A 19,629-nucleotide genomic window follows, 5' to 3' on the forward strand; every position below is an offset into this window, starting at 1 on the left:
ACCAAATTCGCGCGAAACGTTTATACGAGGAATACACCATGACGTTACTGGCATCTCCACTTGAATCCATCGAAAGCGCGGTGATCTGGCTGCTGGTGGTTTTTTCCGTCGCTACCTGGGGTCTGGCATTGCTCAAGGGCGTGCAGTTCGGTCGCCTCAAGGCACAGGATCGAAAGTTTCATCAACAGTTCTGGGCCGCGTCGAGTCTCGATTCGGCGGCTGAACTGAGCGAAACCCGGCCCGGAGCCGCGGCCCGTGTCGCGCAGGCCGGATATGCAGCCATCCAGGTGGGCGAGGCGCCGCAGGCGTTGGACTTGAGCCAGGCGATCAATCATCAGGATCGCCTGGAGCGTGCCTTGCGCCAGCAGATCGTCCGCGAGCGCCGGTCGCTGGAAACCGGTTTGGCGGTACTCGCAAGCATCGGCAGCACCTCGCCATTCATTGGTTTGTTCGGCACGGTGTGGGGAATCATGGAAGCGTTGAAAGGCATCAGCGCGGCGGGCTCGGCAAGCCTGGAAACGGTGGCCGGGCCGATTGGCGCGGCACTGGTCGCCACCGGCGTAGGGATCGCCGTCGCGGTGCCGGCAGTGCTGGTTTACAACTATTTTTTGCGTCGTCTGAAACTGACGGCGGCGGACCTGGATGACTTCGCCCACGACTTCTACAGCCTGGCGCAGAAGAGTTCGTTCCGCGTGTTGATCCACCCGACGGCGCACAAGGTGGCGGCCCAGGGCAGCGCGCAGAAAGTGAAGGAGGCGTCCTGATATGGCCTTCTCCACGCAAGACACCGATGAGGTGCTCAGCGAGATCAATGTGACGCCGCTGGTGGATGTGATGCTGGTGCTGCTGGTGGTGTTCATCGTCACCGCGCCACTGCTGACCAACGCGATTCCGATCAACCTGCCCAAGACCGAAGCGGTGGCGCCGGTGGAGCAGAAAGACCCGTTGGTGGTGAGCATCGACGGTGCGGGCAAACTGTTTATCAACAAGGACGAGATACAACCGGACTTGCTGGAGTTCAACCTCAAGTCGGCGAAGGCCAAGGACCCCGAGGTGCGCGTGCAGTTGCAGGCCGACAATGGTGTGAATTACGGCGAGGTGGCGCGGGCCATGGCGTCGATTGAGCGGGCAGGGATTACCAAACTGTCGGTGATTACTGCGCGTTAACGGATTTTCGTTTTCCGGGGCCGTCTCCTTGGCAGGGTGCGGCCCTTTTTTTGCCTCGACTTTCGCGAACACACTGTTCCCTGTGGGAGCGAGCTTGCTCGCGATGGCGGTGGATCAATCGACATCGATGTTGAATTTCCGGGCCCTATCGTCGGAACGCCGCCCGGAGCAAGCTCGCTCCCACAGGTTTTGCGTTTAATATTCGATATGGGTCTTAATAAATAGCTTCTTATTCCTTAACGAATATATCTCACCTGCCTATACTCGACCGGGAACAGACACGCAGCAGGAGAGCTCCCCCATGCGCAACGAATCAATTCGCTACCTGATTGTGCCGGGCTGGCAAGGATCGCCAGAAGATCATTGGCAAAGCCACTGGCAGAACAGCCTGCCGAACAGCGCACGGGTGGAACAGGCTGACTGGCTGACGCCACGTCGCGAGGACTGGGTCGCGGCGCTGGCCGAGGCGATTGCCGCCGACAGCACGCCGGTGATTATCATTGCCCACAGCCTGGGTTGCATCACCGTCGCCCATTGGGCGGCGAGCGCCCCCGTGCAGTTTTTGCGTCAAGTGCGCGGCGCCTTGCTCGTCGCGCCAGCAGACGTCGAACGCCCGGCCTGCGTGCCGGCCTTGCGTAACTTCGCGCCGATTCCGACGGACCTGCTGCCATTCCCGAGCCAGGTCGTCAGTTCCGACAACGACAGCGCCGTCAGTGCACCGCGTGCCCTGGAACTGGCGCGCCATTGGGGGGCCGAGGCGGGGATTCTGGCGGGGGCGGGGCATATCAACGTCAAGTCCGGTCACCAGCGCTGGGAGCAGGGTTTTGCCTATCTCTATCGCTTGCAGAACCGCATGGAACACCACGCCCTGCGTCGCGCTTGAACACTTTCTTTATTTAACGCCCCCGTCTCCCGGCGGTTTTGGGCGGGAGTCTGTCATGAGCTTTGAAGCCTTCGGTCAGCCGCTGCTGACCTTTCCCGATGCCGAAAAAAGTCCCCTGAGCATTCGCGCCAAGGCGCTGGTGTTTGTCGATCCGCGTTCGCGGCAATTACGTGAAGACCTGGAGCAACTGGCCACGCGTTCAGTGTCAGTGCTGATCCGTGGCGAAACCGGCACCGGCAAGGAATTGCTGGCCCGCCATATCCACCGCGCCAGTGATCGCGGCGGGTTGTTCGTATCGGTCAACTGCGGTGCCATCAGCCCGACCTACGCCGACGCCGAGTTGTTCGGCTATGCGGCGGGCAGCTACAGCGGCTCGGCGAGCAGTCGTGCCGGGTGGTTCGGTTCGGCCAACGGCGGCACGCTGTACCTGGACGAAATCGGCGACCTGCCGCTGCCGATCCAGACCAAACTGCTCGCCGCGCTGGAAAACCACGAAGTCACCCGCGTCGGTGCCCAGCAGCCGAGCCCGGTGGATGTGCGGCTGGTGGCGGCCACCAGCATCGATCTGGCCCAGGCGGTTGCCGCCGGAAAATTCCATGAGCGGCTCTATCACTACCTCTGTGAAGGCCCGCTCGAACTGCCGGCGTTGCGTGAGAGGGTGGGGGATATCCTCTCGCTGGCGGAGTACTTCCTCGGCATCTACAGCCAACGCCTGGACCTGCCGGTACCGCTGATCAGCGAGGAGGCGCAACAAGTGTTGGAACGGCACAGTTGGCCGGGCAATACCAGGGAGCTGGAGAACGTCATTCACTTTGCATTGCTGGTCAGTACGGGTGACGAAATCTTGCCGGAGCATTTGAATCTGTCGGCTGTCCGGCCATCTGCGGTTCTTATACAAGGATGGATAGATCAACTTGTTCAACAAGGAGATGTCGCTGAAGTCCGGGCGCTGAAAAAATATTTCACAAGCATCATTGTATAATCCCATTGATTATTTTTATAACTAAACCAGGCAATTGATTGTTGTCTGGTTTTTTTGTGGGCGCTGATCCTTGTTTTATATTTTGTAATATTTGCAGTGTGGTTGTGACAATTTTGCGTTTTGCAGGTCGATGGGGGTTGATATATCTTTTAATTTCTCTTGGATACATTGATATCCGTCATTGTTAAATATCATATGAAAAAGGATTTTTCTGTGAGTCTTGTTGAAAATAATGCTGCGATAGCCCCGGGTGCCGACGGTGAGTTGGAAGATATCAATCCCATTGTCGAGGGTTATATGCCTGCTGATCCGGGAATGGCACCCCTGTCTTTTCAAGAGGCTGATTCTCCTGAGTGGATAGGCCTCAAACGATTTCAAGTCTTCTCGACTTCGGGCGGAAATACAATTTACGCCAATGGGTATCAGCAGTTGAAATTGATGGTAGTTGTGCAAGCTGTAGACGATGGGCAAAAGGTAGTAGGAATATCCCAACGCGAGTTCGACAGCATTCAACTGCTGGATGCCTATTCCAACAAAGCCCTGCCGATAGACAGCATTCGAGACGGCGAGGAACCGGCATGGAAGTGCACGCTGGAACGACGCTTACCCTACGAGCCGTTTCCTCACACGGGTGAACTGCATGGCCCGGTTGTGCGGGGGAAAGCCATCTTTCTCAAGGAGTTCTACGTCAGCAGCAACTCTCCCGAGCCCATCAAGCTGATTGCAGCCATTACCCGTTCGGACGGGGAGGCGTTCTATTCGGAAGAAGCCTCGGAATTCGGTGTAATAAACCTGAGGACCGTTCCACCGCCGATCTATCGAAAAGAACAGTTCAGGGTCAAACACCTATCCGGCCACTGGGAACCGACAGAGAACGTTGCCAAGGTCGATCGATATGTTCTGGACCTGTTAGTGGATCAGCACCATATAAAACTCGTCAATTGTTCGATTACCGGCGTGTTGCAGGCATGCAGTGAGCATCCCGACTATCTCGGGTATTACGCCGTTGGCTATTTTAAAGGGCTCAAGGCTAATCATGGCACGGAGGTGTTGTGGGAAACAGCCGATCAACTTGCGGCCCACCACGAAGAAAAAGGCAAAGTCACTTTTTTGATGCACTTTGCCAGAAAGGGCGGAACGTCCCAGGTTCGACATGATCGTTTATCGGTGAAGATGTTGGTTCGGGATATGTATGGGAACAGGCATGAAGTCGACGTCGCAATGAACACCCGAAACCCTTCGATGATCGAAGTTGTTTAATTTTACTGTGTCTGCAAAGTCAAGGAATGATGATGAGTACAGCAGTGCCAGAAGTGGAATCCAACGCATTCAATTTTTCTGAATTTATCCAGTCTGGAGTTGATGTCCGTACCGGATCTTATAGTACCAGCCTTAATCTCGCGGGGTGGGTAGCTAACAATATCAACGGTCCACAGATATCCTTTAGTATTTCATTCGATAGTTTCCGCACAACAGATCTCGGTTGGGGACGCGGCTGGTCATTGGGTTTGAGCTCCTACAATCGGAAGACCCGTAAACTGACCCTTGCAAGCGGAGTTTCTTATCGTGTCTACATCAGCCGAGGGCGGCTCGTCGTCAAGGATAAAAAGCTTCAAGACACCCGGGTCACGCTCGACGGCGACAATCTGGTTGTCAGCCATAAAAACGGTCTGATCGAGAGGTTGGTCAGGCCAGATGAAACGTATGACGAATGGCTGCCTGAACATGTTTACTCCAACGAAGGGCGCTCGATCAGTCTGAAATACATGTTGGTACGGGGCCGCCGTGTCCTGCACGAAATTCACGATCAGCAACACCGCGTCGTGGCCCTGAGTTATGAAACGAAAGATCAACCCGCCAGCATTACCGTATGGCCTGATCATCCGCAAAGACGCTTGAAGTTTGTTTTGCAGGTTCGCGATGGATGGCTCCGGCAGATTACCCTTGATCACGGTCCCGCCGAGCACCTTGCATGGTCATTCGATTACCAATTACTCAATGGCTTTCTGGTCATGACGGATATCCGCGCACCGGGTGGCAGTGTCGAGAGTATTGAGTACGCTCCTCAGAAGCATCGGTTACCGCTCGGGGCACCCATCAATGCTTTGCCGGCGGTGCGGCGCAGTGTTCTGGTGCCGGGTTCAGGGTTGCCGACGATCACCCGTGTCTATGAATACTCCGACAAAAATTTCCTCGGCTATCAATCGGGACTTCGTTGGGAGCAGGACGGGGACCATCTGCATGGGCACAAAGGGCCTTACACCTACTCCTGTACCGAACGCCTGGTTACGGGTGTGGGCGACAAGACAGTTGAACTGAGTCGCATCGAAAGAACCTACAACCGCTTCCACCTGATGATCTCGGAAAAGTGCGCTTCCAACGGGAAGGTGCAGCAAAGAACGATTACCTATCACGATGTTGACGGTCTGGACTTCTCCGATCAGCCCGCCCATTTTCAACTGCAGAAAACTTCTGTCGTCAGTTATGTCGATACTTCTACGAACGCCGCGCCCCGAACCGAAACCACGCATACGACCTATGATGAATCCGGCAATCTGCTAACGCAGATAAATCCGAGCGGAGCCCGGGAGGATTACGTCTATTACCCGGCAGAAGGTGCCGAGGGTTGCCCCCCCAACCCACTGGGTTTCATTACGGCATTGAAGGAGCGATCGGTCACGCCTTCCCCTGATTTTGCCCCGGCGCCGACGGTCATTGTCCGTTTTTCCTACATTGACTTGCCCTCCATGCGCGAAGACGGTCATCGGTTTTTGTTGCCTCAAAGCGAAAGGCTGTTTGAAGGAGGGAATGAAAAGCCATGCGTGGATACTCGATTCGAGTACATCGATGATGCCAGTGATGCGTTTTACGGACGCCTCAAGAGTCGCTCGCAAGCCGGGCACAACGGCAACCGCCGTCTCGAATTCAAATATTCAATTGATGGAGATCGGGTAGAAACCCTTCAACAATTGTACGTGGGTAGCGAAAGGCATGATCGCAAAGTCTGGCATGACCGATTTATCGGACAGGAAGTCAAGGCTCGGGATGGGGCCGGTAATGAGTTGTTGAAGAAGTACGACAATCTGAACCGTGTTGTTCGCGAGACAGCGGCATTCGATGGAACGGACATCGCGTCACGCATCACCGAATTCTACGGTGAAAGCCAGCCAGAGGACGGCGCAACCGTCGGCATCACCAGCATACGGGGTGTGCTGAGCAAGATTTGGCTCGACGGGGTCGGGCGCACGACCAAAGTCAAAGTTCAGGATGTCGATTCACCCGACAGACCATTACGTCTGACCTATGAGGCCCACTACGACAATTTTGGTCGACTGGTGAGCGAAGTCAGCCAGGACTGGTTCGATGACAAGGCCACTGCGTCAACCACGACCTACAGCCACGACGGCTGGGGGCGCGTATGCAGAACGGTAGGTCCTGATGGTGTCGCGGTGAACGATGTGTTTGACCCGGTTTCATTGACTCGAACATGCTGGTGCGACGGCGCTGGAAAAACCCGTTCTGTATTGAACGTGTTCGGTAAGCCAGATCGGGAAGAACGCATCGATTCCGAAGGTGTGGTCACTATTACCGCGACTTTTTCCTATGACGGACTTGGGCGTTGCCTGACGCAAACCAACGAGGCAGGATTCGAAACGAGCTTCCGATATGACCTTTTCGGTCGTCTGATCGAGACGACTCTGCCGGATGGTACTTCGATAAAAAAAAAGTATGACCCTCTGAGCACGGGTGATCATCCGATCGAAATCAGTGCCGATGACTACGTGTTGGGCACCCGGACTTATGACGGTTTGTTACGTGTCACCCGTACGACCGTCGGCGGCAGAACCGAAACAAGGACCTATGAGGGCGGTGGTGCTCAACCTTTGCAGCAAGTGACGGCGGCGGGCGATATTTTCAGGTTCACCCTTGATCCCATGCTCAACGGGGCAGTGACCGAGCGGATGGGCAGTCATGCTCAATCAGCCAGATATCGATTTGATCCATTGACCGGGCAACTCGTCGAAACCTCCAGCCCTGCCATTCAGCGCCGGTTTGAGTACTCCGGGTCGGGCAAAGAGAAGTCCCGGGAGTGGATCTCCAGCGAAGGCCGCTTCGGTACTGCCACTACCCGTTCATTGAATGGGCTGCCCATCAGCTTTACCGATGTTAATGGTGTAGAAACTACTTATATCCATGACGCTGCGGCGCGACCCATAGAAATTCAGCAGAGACCGGTTCTGGCGAAGTACGCCTACGGTGCCCAGGGCCAGTTGCTGACATTGAGTGTCGAGGACACCGCCTCGAAACGTTCGCTGACGACCACCTTGGTTCACGATGAGTTCGGTCGTGAGATTCAGCGTATTTCACAGTTCGGCGACGGATCTCGCCTGGAGGTCCTTCAAGAGTTTGGGGCCGATGACAAACTTCAGCAACGATCGCTGGTGTCCGGTGCGCAGTCACGTACAGAAACCTTCGCCTACGACAGGCGCGGGCGCCTGAAGCGCTATGACTGTGAGGGCACGCAGGCACCGATCGATGCCTGGGGAAAACGCATTGATTTTCAGGAATTTACCTACGACTACCTCGATAACCTGTTGACGGTGCGTACGGGTTTCGATGGGGAGGAGAACCTGTGCAGGTTTTTTTACGATCGTCCTGACAAAACCCAGTTGAGTTCACTGACTCACAGTCACGCGCACTATCAGCCCGGGCAAGTGAGCTTCGAATACGATGCCAACGGTAATCTGCTCAACGATAACCAAGGGCGCACGTTCAGGTATGACACTCTGAGCCGGCTCGAAAGTGTGGCCAGCGCTGGCGGTCGTGCGCATTATCAATTCGACGGCGAAGATCAATTGCATGCGGTGGCTGCCGAATCCGGAGAGCTGATCAGGTTTTTCTATAGCGAGCATGCGCTGTGCAGCGAAGTGGCGGGTAACCACCGACGCAGTCTGTTGTCAGGCGACGGCATGTCCTTGGCCGAGCAGCAAGGTGACGACGTTGTCTTGTTTGTCACGGATGGTCAGGGCACGGCCCTTGCGCGCCTTGGATCTCAAGACGAATCTGTTTTGTCTTGTCTTCCCTATGGTGATCGCCCCGCATCGAGCGGACTTGGTGCCCTGCTGGGGTTTCAGGGCGAGCGACTGGACCCGTCAACCGGGTGCTATCTGCTCGGCAGGGGTTATCGGGCCTACAACCCCCGATTGATGCGATTTCACAGCCCCGACAGTTGGAGCCCCTTTGAGGATGGCGGCATCAATGCCTATGCCTATTGTCTGGGAGATCCGGTCAATCTCAAGGATCCCACCGGGCATATCTCGACCTTGGGGTGGGTGAAAATCGGTGTGACCACCGCCCTGGCCGCCGCTGCGGTTGCCCTGACAGCCGTTACCTTGGGCGCAACCGCACCACTCGTATCGATCTCGGCTAACGCCGTCGCCTTGTTAACACTGGAGGCCATTTCCGCGACAGTTTCAGTTGCCTCGGCGGTTGTCGATGAACTGGCCCCGGATACCTTTGGCGCTCAGGTATTGACCTACTCGTCGATAGCGCTGGGAGTGGTGTCGCTCGGAGCCACCGCGGTTGCAAAAATTGCCAGTAAAGGCATTGGCTTTGCGTTGACGAAAAGTGTGAACTCCCTGGCGGACGTGGTGACTGCACAGGCGGGAGTCGCGCGCGTGACGGTGGGGCGGCGTCTATACGGCGCTGTTTCCACGGCAAATGAGGCATTGAGAAGTACAGTCAAATTGCAGAGCCGGCTCAACAACGTGTTGACGGCGAAATCGGTAATCAGTGGGGCGGGTATCGCTGCCAAAACAGCATTCGTGGTCGCGAATTCGGAAAAGTACGCGGCCAAAGCCGACGCGTTTCTTCAAGATTACTGGCCATCACTGGTCGAGGATTTCAGTGCTCAGAAGTTTCGAAGCGATGTGGTGGACGCTCTGGAGTCATTCACCCATGAGATTGGCGAGCAGATCGACACGCTGCGTGGCATTTGAGCAATGATGACCAGAGATTTGGATGCTTTCAAAATGGAATATCAACTTGAATAAAAGTTATTGTTCGGGAATAAAAAATCCCGGTATTGTCCGCATCACGCCAGCGATAGCACTTCACTGGCACTCGCGTTTTCAAGCCGTCGCCACAAGCGACTGTGATTTTCGATAAGGACACTGCATGAAAAAGGTTCTGTTGTTCACCGCACTGGCGGCTGCCCTGACCGCGGGCCTGGCCCAGGCTGGCGAGAAACTGGTGGTTGCCGCGACCCCGGTCCCACACGCCGAGATTCTCGAGCTGATCAAGCCAACCCTCGCCAAAGAAGGCGTGGACCTGGAAATCAAAGTCTTCACCGACTATGTTCAGCCGAACGTGCAGGTCGACCAGAAGCGTCTGGACGCCAACTACTTCCAGACCCTGCCGTACCTGAAGAGCTTCAACGAAGGTAAAGGCACTCACCTGGAAACCGTGATTGGCGTGCACGTTGAACCTTTCGGCGGTTACTCGAAGAAAGTCAAAACCCTGGCTGAGCTCAAGGATGGCGCGACCATCGCCATCCCGAACGAAGGCAGCAACAGCGGCCGTGCCCTGATCCTGCTGCAGAAGGCTGGCCTGATCGAGTTGAAAGACCCGAAAAACGCCGTGTCGACCCCGAAAGACATTGCCAGTAACCCGCACAACTTCAAGTTCAAAGAGCTTGAGTCCGCGATGTTGCCGCGTGTGCTGGATCAGGTCGACCTGGATATGATCAACACCAACTACGCGCTGGAAGCGGGCCTGAACCCGGCGAAAGACGCGCTGATCATTGAAGGTGCTGATTCGCCTTACGTGAACTACCTGGTGGCCCGTCCGGACAACAAGGACAGCGTTGCCATCCAGAAACTGGCCAAAGCCCTGACCAGCCCGGAAGTGAAAGCATTCATCGAGAAGAAGTACAGCGGCGCGGTACTGCCGGCGTTCTGATTCGCGAAGCAAGCCCCTTAGAGGTTTCAAACGCCGACGGCTGATTTAGCGTCGGCGTTTTTTATTGGACAATGGATTGCTCAGGCCGGCCTGGACTCCAGGGCCCTGCGCAACGCCATCAAGAGTTTCAGAATGTCCTGCGGATCCAGCCGTTGCGGCGGTTGTACGTCTGCCATTTTCTCGTCCTTGTGAGGTTTGGCCGGAAGTCTGGCCAAAAGTGGTTCGTCCCTGGAGCAGCGTTTCGAAAAAAAGATTTTTCCTACGGCGCAATGGGAAGTAGCTGTCCTCTCTTGTCTGGGCAAACCTGGGCGTCAGTTTTTTCCCGGCACTAACAGTTCTGCTAGGTGCCGACGCATTCAAGCAGGTGCAAACTGCTTCCTTCGCCGGGAGTCGACCCTCATGAGCGCATTGACTCGTCACCTCAATCGCTACCGCTATGATGCCCTGGACCGGCTGGTAGAGCTGGAGCTGTCGGAGCTGGAAAAACTGACCCGGTTCTACTGCGGCGAACATCTGGTGACGCAACTGAAAGGTCAGGGGGGGCACTGCGTGCTTCAACACGACAGGCAACTGCTGGCAGTGCAATCGTTTGACGGCGCCGAGTGCAACAGCCAGTTGCTGGTCACCAATCAGCAACGTTCGGTGTTGCGCATGGACGGTCCTGGCGGAGTTGTGCGGCAGGTCTACGCGCCCTACGGTCATCGGCGGGTCGAAAGTGGTCCCGGCAGTTTGCTGGGATTCACCGGTGAAGCAGTCGATCCGGCCACCGGTCATTATCTGCTGGGTAACGGGCATCGGGCGTTCAATCCGGTACTGATGCGCTTCAACAGTCCTGACAGGTTGAGCCCGTTTGGGCGGGGTGGGTTGAATGCGTATGCGTATTGCCTGGGGGACCCTGTGAATTTCAGTGATCCGACGGGGCGGTTTGCCGACATTGCCCGGTTAATCACAAGTCTGTTGAGCGTGACGAACACAGGACTGGGCATGTCCCGTGTCATCCCCTCCTATAATTTGGCCAAGGACGCCTTGAGGTTGGGGGCTGTGACGAAGTTGCCGTTCAGACAGTCCGCTACGGCAGTCAGCACAGTAGTTGCCAGCGGTACGATACTCACCACAGGTCTGGTTGGGGTTGCCAGTGCCGTTGCAACGCTTGTCGATGAACCTGAGACAGCCAAAATACTGGGGTACGTCGCTTTAGGACTGACGGGGTTGGCGATTGCATCGAGAGGGGGTACTTACTGGGCCGCGAGCAAGCCTGGAACTGAAGCTGCCTTGATGCGTTTTGTGAAGAACAAGGGGCAACCAGTCGTTGCGACACCACCTGCTACACCCCGGCCTTCCATCGCGTCTTTGAGCGGTTCGACGCTGGCCCAAGTGCCTTCTGCACCGCCACTTAGGGCCATTGATGAAACACCTTTTGACTGGATGACACCAGAAATCGATGCTGCATTGAACAGACTGGGAGGTACGTCGCCTCGTAACTCCATGAGCATTATTCGTAATCCTTTAGCGCCATGAACATGCGTCACAGTTTACCTGACCTCAATCCGGCCAATACCACGCCGGCTCATCCAGCATCCGCTGCCCGACAATCCCGGTTTGCCCAAGGTTTTTCTCCAGAACGATGCAATTGCAATCCGGGTCCTGCTGCAACGCCGAAATCAACCGCCGGGCATGGGACACCACCCACACCTGGCAATGTTCTGAAGCGCGGATAATCAAGCGCGCCAACGCCGGCAGCAGATCCGGATGCAGACTGGTTTCCGGTTCGTTCAGCACCATCAGCGTCGGCGGCCGTGGCGTCAGCAGCGCGGCGACCAGCAGCAAATAGCGCAGTGTTCCGTCCGACAACTCGGCGGCGGACAACGGCCGCAACAAACCCTCCTGAAAGAATTCGATGGTGAAGCGCCCGCCCGGCAGCGGTTCGATGGCCAGCCTGGCGCCGGGAAACGCGTCGCTGATCGCGGCTCGCAATGCCTCGGGATCGCCGATTTCGATGATCGTCTGCAAGGCCGCCGCCAGGTCGCGTCCGTCGTGGTGCAGCACCGGCGTGCGGGTGCCCAGTTGCGGCTGGCGTACCGGGGCGTCGGCATCGCTGCGAAAGTGATCGTAAAAGCGCCAGCGGCGGATGAACTCGCGCATCTCCAGCACTTCTGGCGAACCGCGCAGGCTGCCGACCTGATCGAACAGACTGTCGAACATCGGCGTGTGCTGCGCCAGCACATCCCACTTGCGATCGGCGCGGGCACGGATCATTGGGCCGTCACGATCGACCAGCAGACTGGCCGGACGATAGAACGCTCCAGCCCAGAGGCATTCCCGTTTGATCTGCGGGTCGAGGCCGAAGCGTGAAGGTATGGGTAACGAGTGCTCGGGTAACATGAAATGACCGTTGGAGTCGGGTAACCCCAGGCTGATCGAGTAGCCAAAATCTTCCCCGGCAAACCCCAGCCGCAGGCGTTTGACGCCCTGGCGCACCGTGGCCTCGACGGGCACTTCGCCGTTGCGCATACGCCGGGTGATGGTTTCCGGGCCCGCCCAGAAGGTCGAATTCAGCCCACCTTCACGGGCCAGCGCATTGACCACGCCGCCCTGAGCGGTTTCCGCCAGCAGGCGCAGTGCACGGTAAAGGTTGGATTTACCGCTGCCATTAGGGCCGGTAATCAGATTCAGCCGGCCCAGCGGGATCACCAATTTGTTGATCGAGCGGTAATTGGCCACCGCAAGGGTCTTGAGCATATGGGTTCCTGGGGCGAGATCGAGCGGGCTCATTTTCAGGTACGTGCAGGCGTCTATGACACGTGTTTTTGGGGGAAAACGTTATGAATTGTTTCTTCATAAAGGGAGCGTGCGCAGTTGAAATCCTGTTCTAAGCTCTCTGTCGAGTTGTCCATAAAAAAGGCCAAGGAGATTGCATGGCGGTTCCCGGATTGAAAGTAGTCATGGCCTTGAGTGTCGTCACCCTGCTAACGGCCTGCGAGGAGAAAAAACCCGTGCAGGAATACCTGCCACGGGTGTTCGTGCAGGTCGTCAAGCCAGCGGATTACGCGGCCTCGGTCACCCTCACCGGTGATATCCAGGCGCGGGTACAGACGGAGCTGTCTTTCCGCGTCGGTGGCAAGATCATCCAGCGCTCGGTTGACGTCGGTGATCGCGTGACCGCCAAGCAAGTGCTCGCCCGGCTCGACCCCAAGGATCTGCAGACCAATGTCGACTCGGCCCAGGCACAAGTGGTCGCCGAACAGGCGCGGGTGAAGCAGAGCGCGCTGGCGTTCGTACGTCAGCAAAAACTCTTGCCCAAGGGCTACACCAGCCAGAGCGAATATGACTCGGCCGAGGCCGCCTTGCACAGCAGCCAGAGCGCCCTGAGCGCTGCTCAGGCGCAGTTGGCCAATGCCAGGGATCAGTTGAGCTATACGGCGCTGATTGCCGATGCGCCGGGGATCATTACCGAGCGTCAGGCGGAAGTCGGCCAGGTGGTGCAGGCGACGATGCCGATCTTCAGCCTGGCCCGGGACGGCGACCGGGATGCGGTGTTCAATGTCTATGAATCGCTGCTGGCCGAGAAGCCGCGAGATCACACCATTGTCCTCAGCTTGCTCGACAACCCTGCGATCAAAACCACCGGCACCGTACGCGAAATCACCCCGTCGGTGTCGGCGCAATCCGGAACCGTGCAGGTCAAGGTCGGCCTCGACAAACTGCCCGACGGCATGCAGTTGGGTTCGGTGGTGAGTGCCACGGCCAGGGGATCGGGCAAATCGGTCATCGAGTTGCCGTGGTCGGCGCTGACCAAAAACATCAGCAGTCCTGCTGTCTGGATTGTCGACGACAAGGGCAAGGCGCAATTGCATTCGGTGACGGTCAGCCGCTACCTGACCGGCAAGGTCATCATCAGCGACGGGTTGAAGGACGGGGACAAAGTCATCATCGCGGGCGGACAACTCTTGCACCCGGACATGGAAGTCGAGATTGCCGAAAACACTTACAAGGATCTGACGTGGGGAGCAAAGCCATGAAGCCTTTATGGGCGTTGTCCATCGGGCTGGTGCTGAGCGCCTGTTCCAAGAGCGAACCACCGCCGGCGCCGGTACGGCCAGTGCTGTCGATCAAGGTCCAGGCCTTGAGCGAAGAGGACCTGGGCCGCTTCGCCGGCAGTATCCAGGCACGCTTTGAAAGCAATACCGGGTTTCGCGTGGGCGGGCGAATCGCCAGTCGTAACGTCGATGTCGGCACCGAGGTCGAGAAGGGCACATTGCTCGCCACCCTCGATCCTTCAGATCAACAGAACCAATTGCGCTCGGCCCAGGGCGATCTGGCGAAAATCCAGGCGCAACTGATCAACGCCAAGGCCACTGCCCAGCGTCAGCAAGCGTTGTTTGACCGCGGGGTCGGCGCGCAAGCGCAACTCGACGAGGCCAACACGGACCTGAAAACCACCCAGGCCTCCCTCGATCAGGCCCGGGCAGCCGTCAACCAGAGCAAGGACCAACTGGGCTACACCGAGTTGCGCGTCGACCATAAAGCCGTAGTCACCGCGTGGAGCGCCGAGGCCGGGCAAGTGGTGACGGCCGGTCAGCAAGTGGTGACCCTGGCGCAACCGGACATCAAGGAAGCGGTGATCGACCTGCCGGATACCCTGGTCGATCAACTGCCCAGCGATGTGGTGTTCCTGGTCGCCGCGCAACTTAATCCGAGCATCAACACCACCGCCATCATCCGTGAAATCGAACCTCAGGCCCAAAGCGCCACGCGCACCCGTCGCGCCCGCCTGACCCTGGCCGAAACGCCACAGGGCTTCCGCTTGGGTACGGCCATCAGCGTCACCCTGAGCTCGGCGATCAAGCCGCGCATCGAGTTGCCTGTCACCGCGCTGCAGGAGGTCGATGGCAAACCACGCATCTGGGTGATCGATGCACAGAGTAAAACCGTCTCCCCCCGTGACGTCACCGTGATCAGCCGCACCGAAAGCACCGTGGTGCTGGCCGACGGCGTGAAGAACGGCGAGCGGGTGGTCAGTGCCGGTGTGAACAGCCTCAAACCGGGGCAACAAGTGAAATTCGACGAGGACAGTCAATGAAAGGGCCTTTCAACCTCTCGGAATGGGCCCTCAAGCATCAGTCGTTCATCTGGTATCTGATGTTCGTTGCGTTGCTGATGGGTGTGTTCTCGTACTTCAACCTGGGGCGCGAAGAAGACCCTTCGTTCACCATCAAAACCATGGTGATCCAGAGCAAATGGCCGGGGGCGACCCAGGAGGAAACCCTCAAGCAGATCACTGACCGGATCGAGAAAAAGCTCGAAGAGCTCGACTCCCTCGACTACGTGAAAAGCTACACGCGCCCCGGTGAGTCGACGGTGTACGTGTACCTGCGCGACACCACCAGTGCCAAGGACATTCCGGAAATCTGGTACCAGGTGCGCAAGAAGATCAACGACATCAAATACCAGTTCCCGCAGGGTATACAGGGGCCGTCGTTCAACGACGAGTTCGGTGACGTCTTCGGGTCGATCTACGCCTTTACCGCCGACGGCCTGACCTTGCGTCAGTTGCGCGACTACGTGGAACAGGCGCGCATGGAAATTCGCGGCGTGCCGGGGCTGGGCAAGATCGAGATGGTCGGCCAGCAGGACGAGGTGCTGTACCTGAACTTCTCCACGCGCAAACTCGCAGCGCTGGGCATCGATCAGCGTCAGGTGGTGCAGAGCCTGCAAACCCAGAACGCCGTGACCCCGGCAGGTGTCATCGAGGCCGGGCCGGAGCGGATTTCGGTGCGCACTTCAGGGAAGTTCGCTTCGGAGAAAGACCTGGCCGAGGTCAACCTCAAGCTCAACGACCGCTACTATCGTCTGGCCGACATTGCCGAAATCAGTCGCGGCTATGTCGATCCGGCCTCGCCGGAATTTCGCTACAACGGTAAACAGGCCATCGGCCTGGCGATTGCCATGCAGAAGGGTGGCAACGTCCAGGCGTTCGGCAAGGCTTTGCACGAGCGTATCGAACAACTGACCGCCGACCTGCCGGTGGGTGTTGGCATCTACAACGTCTCGGATCAGGCCGTGGTGGTGGAAGAGGCCGTCGGCGGCTTTACCCGTGCGCTGTTCGAAGCGGTGATCATCGTGCTGGTGGTTAGCTTCATCAGCCTCGGTGTGCGTGCCGGGCTGGTGGTGGCGTGCTCGATCCCGTTGGTGCTGGCGTTGGTCTTCGTGTTCATGGAGTTCAGCGGCATTACCATGCAGCGGATCTCCCTTGGCGCACTGATCATTTCCCTCGGCCTGATGGTGGACGACGCGATGATCACCGTGGAAATGATGGTTACCCGTCTGGAGTTGGGCGAGACCAAGGAGCAGGCGGCGACCTTCGCCTACACCTCCACGGCGTTCCCGATGCTTACCGGTACACTGGTGACGGTGGCGGGCTTCGTGCCGATCGGCTTGAACGCCAGCTCCGCCGGTGAATACACCTACACCCTGTTTGCGGTGATTGCCTGTGCGATGCTGGTGTCATGGGTGGTGGCGGTGCTGTTTGCGCCGGTGATTGGCGTGCACATCCTCAGCACCAACGTGAAACCCCACGAAGGCGAACCCGGGCGCATCGGCAAGGCGTTCAACGGCGGGCTGCTATGGTGCATGCGCAATCGCTGGTGGGCCATTGGCATCACCGTGCTGTGCTTTGTACTGGCGGTGTTCAGCATGCGCTATGTGCAGAACCAGTTCTTCCCGTCTTCGGATCGACCAGAAATCCTGGTGGACCTGAACCTGCCGCAAAACGCCTCGCTCGACGAAACCCGCCGGGCGGTCGATAGACTCGAGGCCACGCTCAAGGACGATCCGGACATCGTGCGCTGGAGCACCTACGTCGGTCAGGGTGCCATCCGCTTCTATCTGCCACTGGACCAGCAACTGCAAAACCCGTTCTACGCGCAGTTGGTGATCGTCAGCAAAGGCCATACCCGCGAGGCCATGATGCAGAAGCTTCGCGAGCGCTTGCGCAACGACTTCGTCGGCATCGGCAGTTATGTCCAGGCACTGGAAATGGGCCCACCGGTGGGGCGTCCGATCCAGTACCGGGTCAGCGGCAAAGACGTCGACCAGGTGCGCCGGCATGCCATCGACCTGGCCACGGAGCTGGACAAGAACCCGCACGTTGGTGAGATCATCTACGACTGGAATGAACCGGGCAAAGTCCTGCGCATCGACATCGCCCAGGACAAGGCGCGGCAGTTGGGGTTGTCTTCCGAGGATGTGGCTAACCTGATGAACGGCATCGTCAGTGGCCAGGCGGTGACCCAGGTCGACGACGACATCTATCTGATCAACGTAGTCGGTCGTGCAGTGGACTCCGAACGTGGTACGCCGGAAACCCTGCAGAACTTGCAGATCGTCACGCCGAGCGGCACCTCGATTCCGCTGCTGGCGTTCGCCACCGTGCGCTACGAACTGGAGCAGCCGCTGGTGTGGCGTCGCGATCGCCTGCCGACTATCACCATCAAGGCGGCGATACGCGACGAGATCCAGCCGACGGACCTGGTGAAAATCCTCAAGCCGTCCATCGATGCCTTTGCCGCCAAGCTGCCGCCCGGGTACAAGGTCGCCACCGGCGGTACAGTGGAGGAGAGCGGCAAGGCCCAAGGGCCGATTGCCAAGGTTGTGCCGTTGATGCTGTTCTTGATGGCCACATTCCTGATGATCCAGTTGCACAGCGTGCAGAAGATGTTCCTGGTCGCCAGCGTCGCGCCACTGGGCTTGATCGGCGTGGTGCTGGCGTTGGTGCCAACCGGAACGCCAATGGGCTTCGTGGCGATCCTGGGGATTCTGGCGCTGATCGGTATCATCATCCGTAACACGGTGATTCTGGTGACCCAGATCGATGAGTACGAGAATAAAGGCTATGAGCCGTGGGACGCGGTGGTCGAGGCCACTGAACACCGACGCCGGCCGATCCTGCTGACGGCAGCCGCCGCGAGCCTGGGGATGATTCCGATTGCGCGGGAAGTGTTCTGGGGGCCGATGGCTTACGCGATGATCGGCGGGATTGTCATCGCCACCTTGCTGACGCTGCTGTTTTTGCCGGCGCTGTATGTGGCTTGGTACAAGATTCGCGAGCCGAAGAAGGAGGCTGTTTAAAAGGCGAGCGCTTCGCGCTCATCGCGAGCAAGCTCGCTCCCACAGGGATTGCGCTGAACCCTGTGGGAGCGGGCTTGCCCGCGAAGACGTCAGTACAACCACCGCACATTTGCGGGCTTTACGCCTTACGCCAGACACTCGCCAACCAAGGCTGCTGCTCCCGCGGCAGTCCGGCCGGCCGGTAGTAATGCTCCAGCTCGACAAACCCCGCCTCGATCAACAAATGCTGCCAGGCCGCCAGGTCGTGATACGACCCATAACGCGCCCCGTTCCAGCCTTCCTGATTCTCGCCACGGGGATTGGAACTGAACAACACCCCACCCGGTTTCAGCGCTCCCCACAATTGTTTCAACACCCGTGGTAATTCCTGACGCGGGACATGAAACAGCACTGCGTTGGCAAAGATCCCGTCGAAACGCTCGGCCGGCAGATCAAGCTTCAGGAAATCCTGCTGCCACACCTCGCACCCGCTGTCCTCACGGGCCATCTGCGCGAGTTTTTCCGAACCGTCCAGGCCGATCGCCTTGTGGCCCATGCGGGTGAAGGTTTGCAAATCCCGACCAGGCCCGCAGCCAAAATCGAGAATGTCGAAAGGCGCCTCGCCCTGAATGTGCCGCAGCAGGGCATCGATGTTCTGGCTGACGTCGTGATCGCGCGTGCCTTCACGAAAGTCCTCGGCGACCGCGTTGTAATGGCCGAGGGTCGTGGAGGTGATCTGTTCAAGGTCGTCGGGTGTTTGCTTCATGGTCGGCTGCGCAGGCAATTTGGATTCACCGAATATACGCCATGGCGCCGGGGGCTGCTGCGCAGCCCATCGCGAGCAGGCTCGCTCCTACAGGTATCCGCGGTCAACTGTGGGAGCGAGCTTGCTCGCGATGGCGGTGGCACTGACAACAGATGGCTTAGCCCTTTTTCATCCCCAGACATTCAATGGAGTGATCCACCATCGCCTTGGCAATCTCCAGCAAATGCCAGATCGAGTACACCATCGCCCGGTCGGCGCCCTTGAGTTGATCGCCACACTGATACGCCGTGACCGAAGCGCAGCGCAGCAGGTCGGCGACATAGAGCTGGGTGTCTTCAAAGCTCACGTCTTTGCTGACGTTGTAGAAGCGCATTTCATCGGTTGGTGCGGGTTGCTTGCCGGTGAGGTAGAAATCGATTGCACGGTAGAGCGCTGAACGATCTTTGAGAGGGTCTTCAGTGGCAGTTTCGTTGGTGGGATTTTCGGAAGGTGGATCGGGAACGGATTTCTTCATTGGTAAAACTCCTGAGCATAAATTGGAGCCAACCGATATCGCGACTAAACGAACAGGGGGTGGCGGCTGCACACAGGTTAGTCGACCGGCCGCCAGGCAAAACCGGCGCACCACGAGGGTGCCCTGCGCACAGCCACCATAAAATTCAGGCAATAAAAAACACCTGACAAAAGGTGACGCTGTGCGCCCGACGCGGATCCGGGCGACTAAACCCGATCACTGATGAGCAGTGACGGACCGAGACTAGCCAC

General features: G+C 57.9%; 14 protein-coding genes. 11 read left to right on the forward strand and 3 right to left on the reverse strand.

Features of this window, described 5'->3' with window-relative positions:
• Positions 1-38 precede the first annotated feature (38 nt).
• The 8 genes from AC1DRN_RS11750 (at position 39) to AC1DRN_RS11785 (ending at position 11,510) form a co-directional block, all read left to right on the forward strand.
• Positions 39-764, forward strand: a complete 726-nt coding sequence (locus tag AC1DRN_RS11750) for a MotA/TolQ/ExbB proton channel family protein (protein ID WP_223463272.1) — start codon at positions 39-41, stop codon at positions 762-764.
• A gap of 1 nt (position 765) precedes the next feature.
• Positions 766-1,167, forward strand: coding sequence for an ExbD/TolR family protein (locus tag AC1DRN_RS11755; protein WP_223463273.1), 402 nt, complete (start codon positions 766-768; stop codon positions 1,165-1,167).
• Between the two features lie 301 nt (positions 1,168-1,468).
• Positions 1,469-2,050: an alpha/beta hydrolase gene (locus AC1DRN_RS11760; RefSeq protein ID WP_457265711.1), complete on the forward strand. Its 582-nt coding sequence runs from the start codon at positions 1,469-1,471 to the stop codon at positions 2,048-2,050.
• Positions 2,051-2,105: 55 nt separating this feature from the next.
• On the forward strand, positions 2,106-3,032 hold the full coding sequence (locus AC1DRN_RS11765) for a sigma 54-interacting transcriptional regulator (RefSeq protein ID WP_223462695.1): 927 nt from the start codon (positions 2,106-2,108) through the stop codon (positions 3,030-3,032).
• A gap of 213 nt (positions 3,033-3,245) precedes the next feature.
• Positions 3,246-4,292 carry a hypothetical protein gene (locus tag AC1DRN_RS11770; protein WP_223462696.1) on the forward strand — a complete coding sequence of 349 codons (1,047 nt, stop codon included), beginning with the start codon at positions 3,246-3,248 and terminating at the stop codon, positions 4,290-4,292.
• A 32-nt stretch (positions 4,293-4,324) separates the two neighbouring features.
• Complete coding sequence (locus tag AC1DRN_RS11775) at positions 4,325-9,031, forward strand: RHS repeat domain-containing protein (RefSeq protein ID WP_223462697.1); 4,707 nt, start codon at positions 4,325-4,327, stop codon at positions 9,029-9,031.
• Between the two features lie 178 nt (positions 9,032-9,209).
• On the forward strand, positions 9,210-9,992 hold the full coding sequence (locus AC1DRN_RS11780; protein WP_223462698.1) for a MetQ/NlpA family ABC transporter substrate-binding protein: 783 nt from the start codon (positions 9,210-9,212) through the stop codon (positions 9,990-9,992).
• Between the two features lie 399 nt (positions 9,993-10,391).
• Positions 10,392-11,510, forward strand: a complete 1,119-nt coding sequence (locus AC1DRN_RS11785) for an RHS repeat-associated core domain-containing protein (RefSeq protein ID WP_223462699.1) — start codon at positions 10,392-10,394, stop codon at positions 11,508-11,510.
• A 24-nt stretch (positions 11,511-11,534) separates the two neighbouring features.
• On the opposite strand, the gene AC1DRN_RS11790 is transcribed toward AC1DRN_RS11785, so the two are convergent.
• A complete protein-coding gene (locus AC1DRN_RS11790) occupies positions 11,535-12,731 on the reverse strand; it encodes an AAA family ATPase (protein ID WP_223462700.1) in 1,197 nt (398 codons plus the stop codon).
• Positions 12,732-12,907: 176 nt separating this feature from the next.
• Here AC1DRN_RS11790 and AC1DRN_RS11795 point away from each other — a divergent pair, with 176 nt between their 5' ends.
• The 3 genes from AC1DRN_RS11795 to AC1DRN_RS11805 are packed head-to-tail and all read left to right on the forward strand — an operon-like array spanning position 12,908 to position 18,119.
• Positions 12,908-14,011 carry an efflux RND transporter periplasmic adaptor subunit gene (locus AC1DRN_RS11795; protein WP_223462701.1) on the forward strand — a complete coding sequence of 368 codons (1,104 nt, stop codon included), beginning with the start codon at positions 12,908-12,910 and terminating at the stop codon, positions 14,009-14,011.
• Positions 14,008-15,072 (forward strand): efflux RND transporter periplasmic adaptor subunit, encoded by a 1,065-nt coding sequence (locus AC1DRN_RS11800; protein ID WP_223462702.1) that lies wholly within the window; start codon positions 14,008-14,010, stop codon positions 15,070-15,072. Before AC1DRN_RS11795 ends, AC1DRN_RS11800 begins: the two co-directional genes overlap by 4 nt.
• The gene (locus AC1DRN_RS11805) at positions 15,069-18,119 is read left to right on the forward strand and encodes an efflux RND transporter permease subunit (RefSeq protein ID WP_223462703.1); all 3,051 of its coding nucleotides are present in this window, start codon (positions 15,069-15,071) and stop codon (positions 18,117-18,119) included. The genes AC1DRN_RS11800 and AC1DRN_RS11805 overlap by 4 nt, the downstream gene beginning before the upstream one ends.
• Positions 18,120-18,237: 118 nt before the next feature.
• Here the strand turns inward: AC1DRN_RS11805 and AC1DRN_RS11810 are convergent, their stop codons facing one another.
• Entirely contained in the window at positions 18,238-18,864 is a 627-nt protein-coding gene (locus AC1DRN_RS11810; protein ID WP_223462704.1) for a class I SAM-dependent methyltransferase, read from the reverse strand.
• A gap of 157 nt (positions 18,865-19,021) precedes the next feature.
• Positions 19,022-19,378: a DUF6124 family protein gene (locus AC1DRN_RS11815; RefSeq protein WP_223462705.1), complete on the reverse strand. Its 357-nt coding sequence runs from the start codon at positions 19,376-19,378 to the stop codon at positions 19,022-19,024.
• Between the last annotated feature and the right edge of the window lie 251 nt (positions 19,379-19,629).

Source organism: Pseudomonas sp. P5_B3 (genome assembly GCF_056400405.1).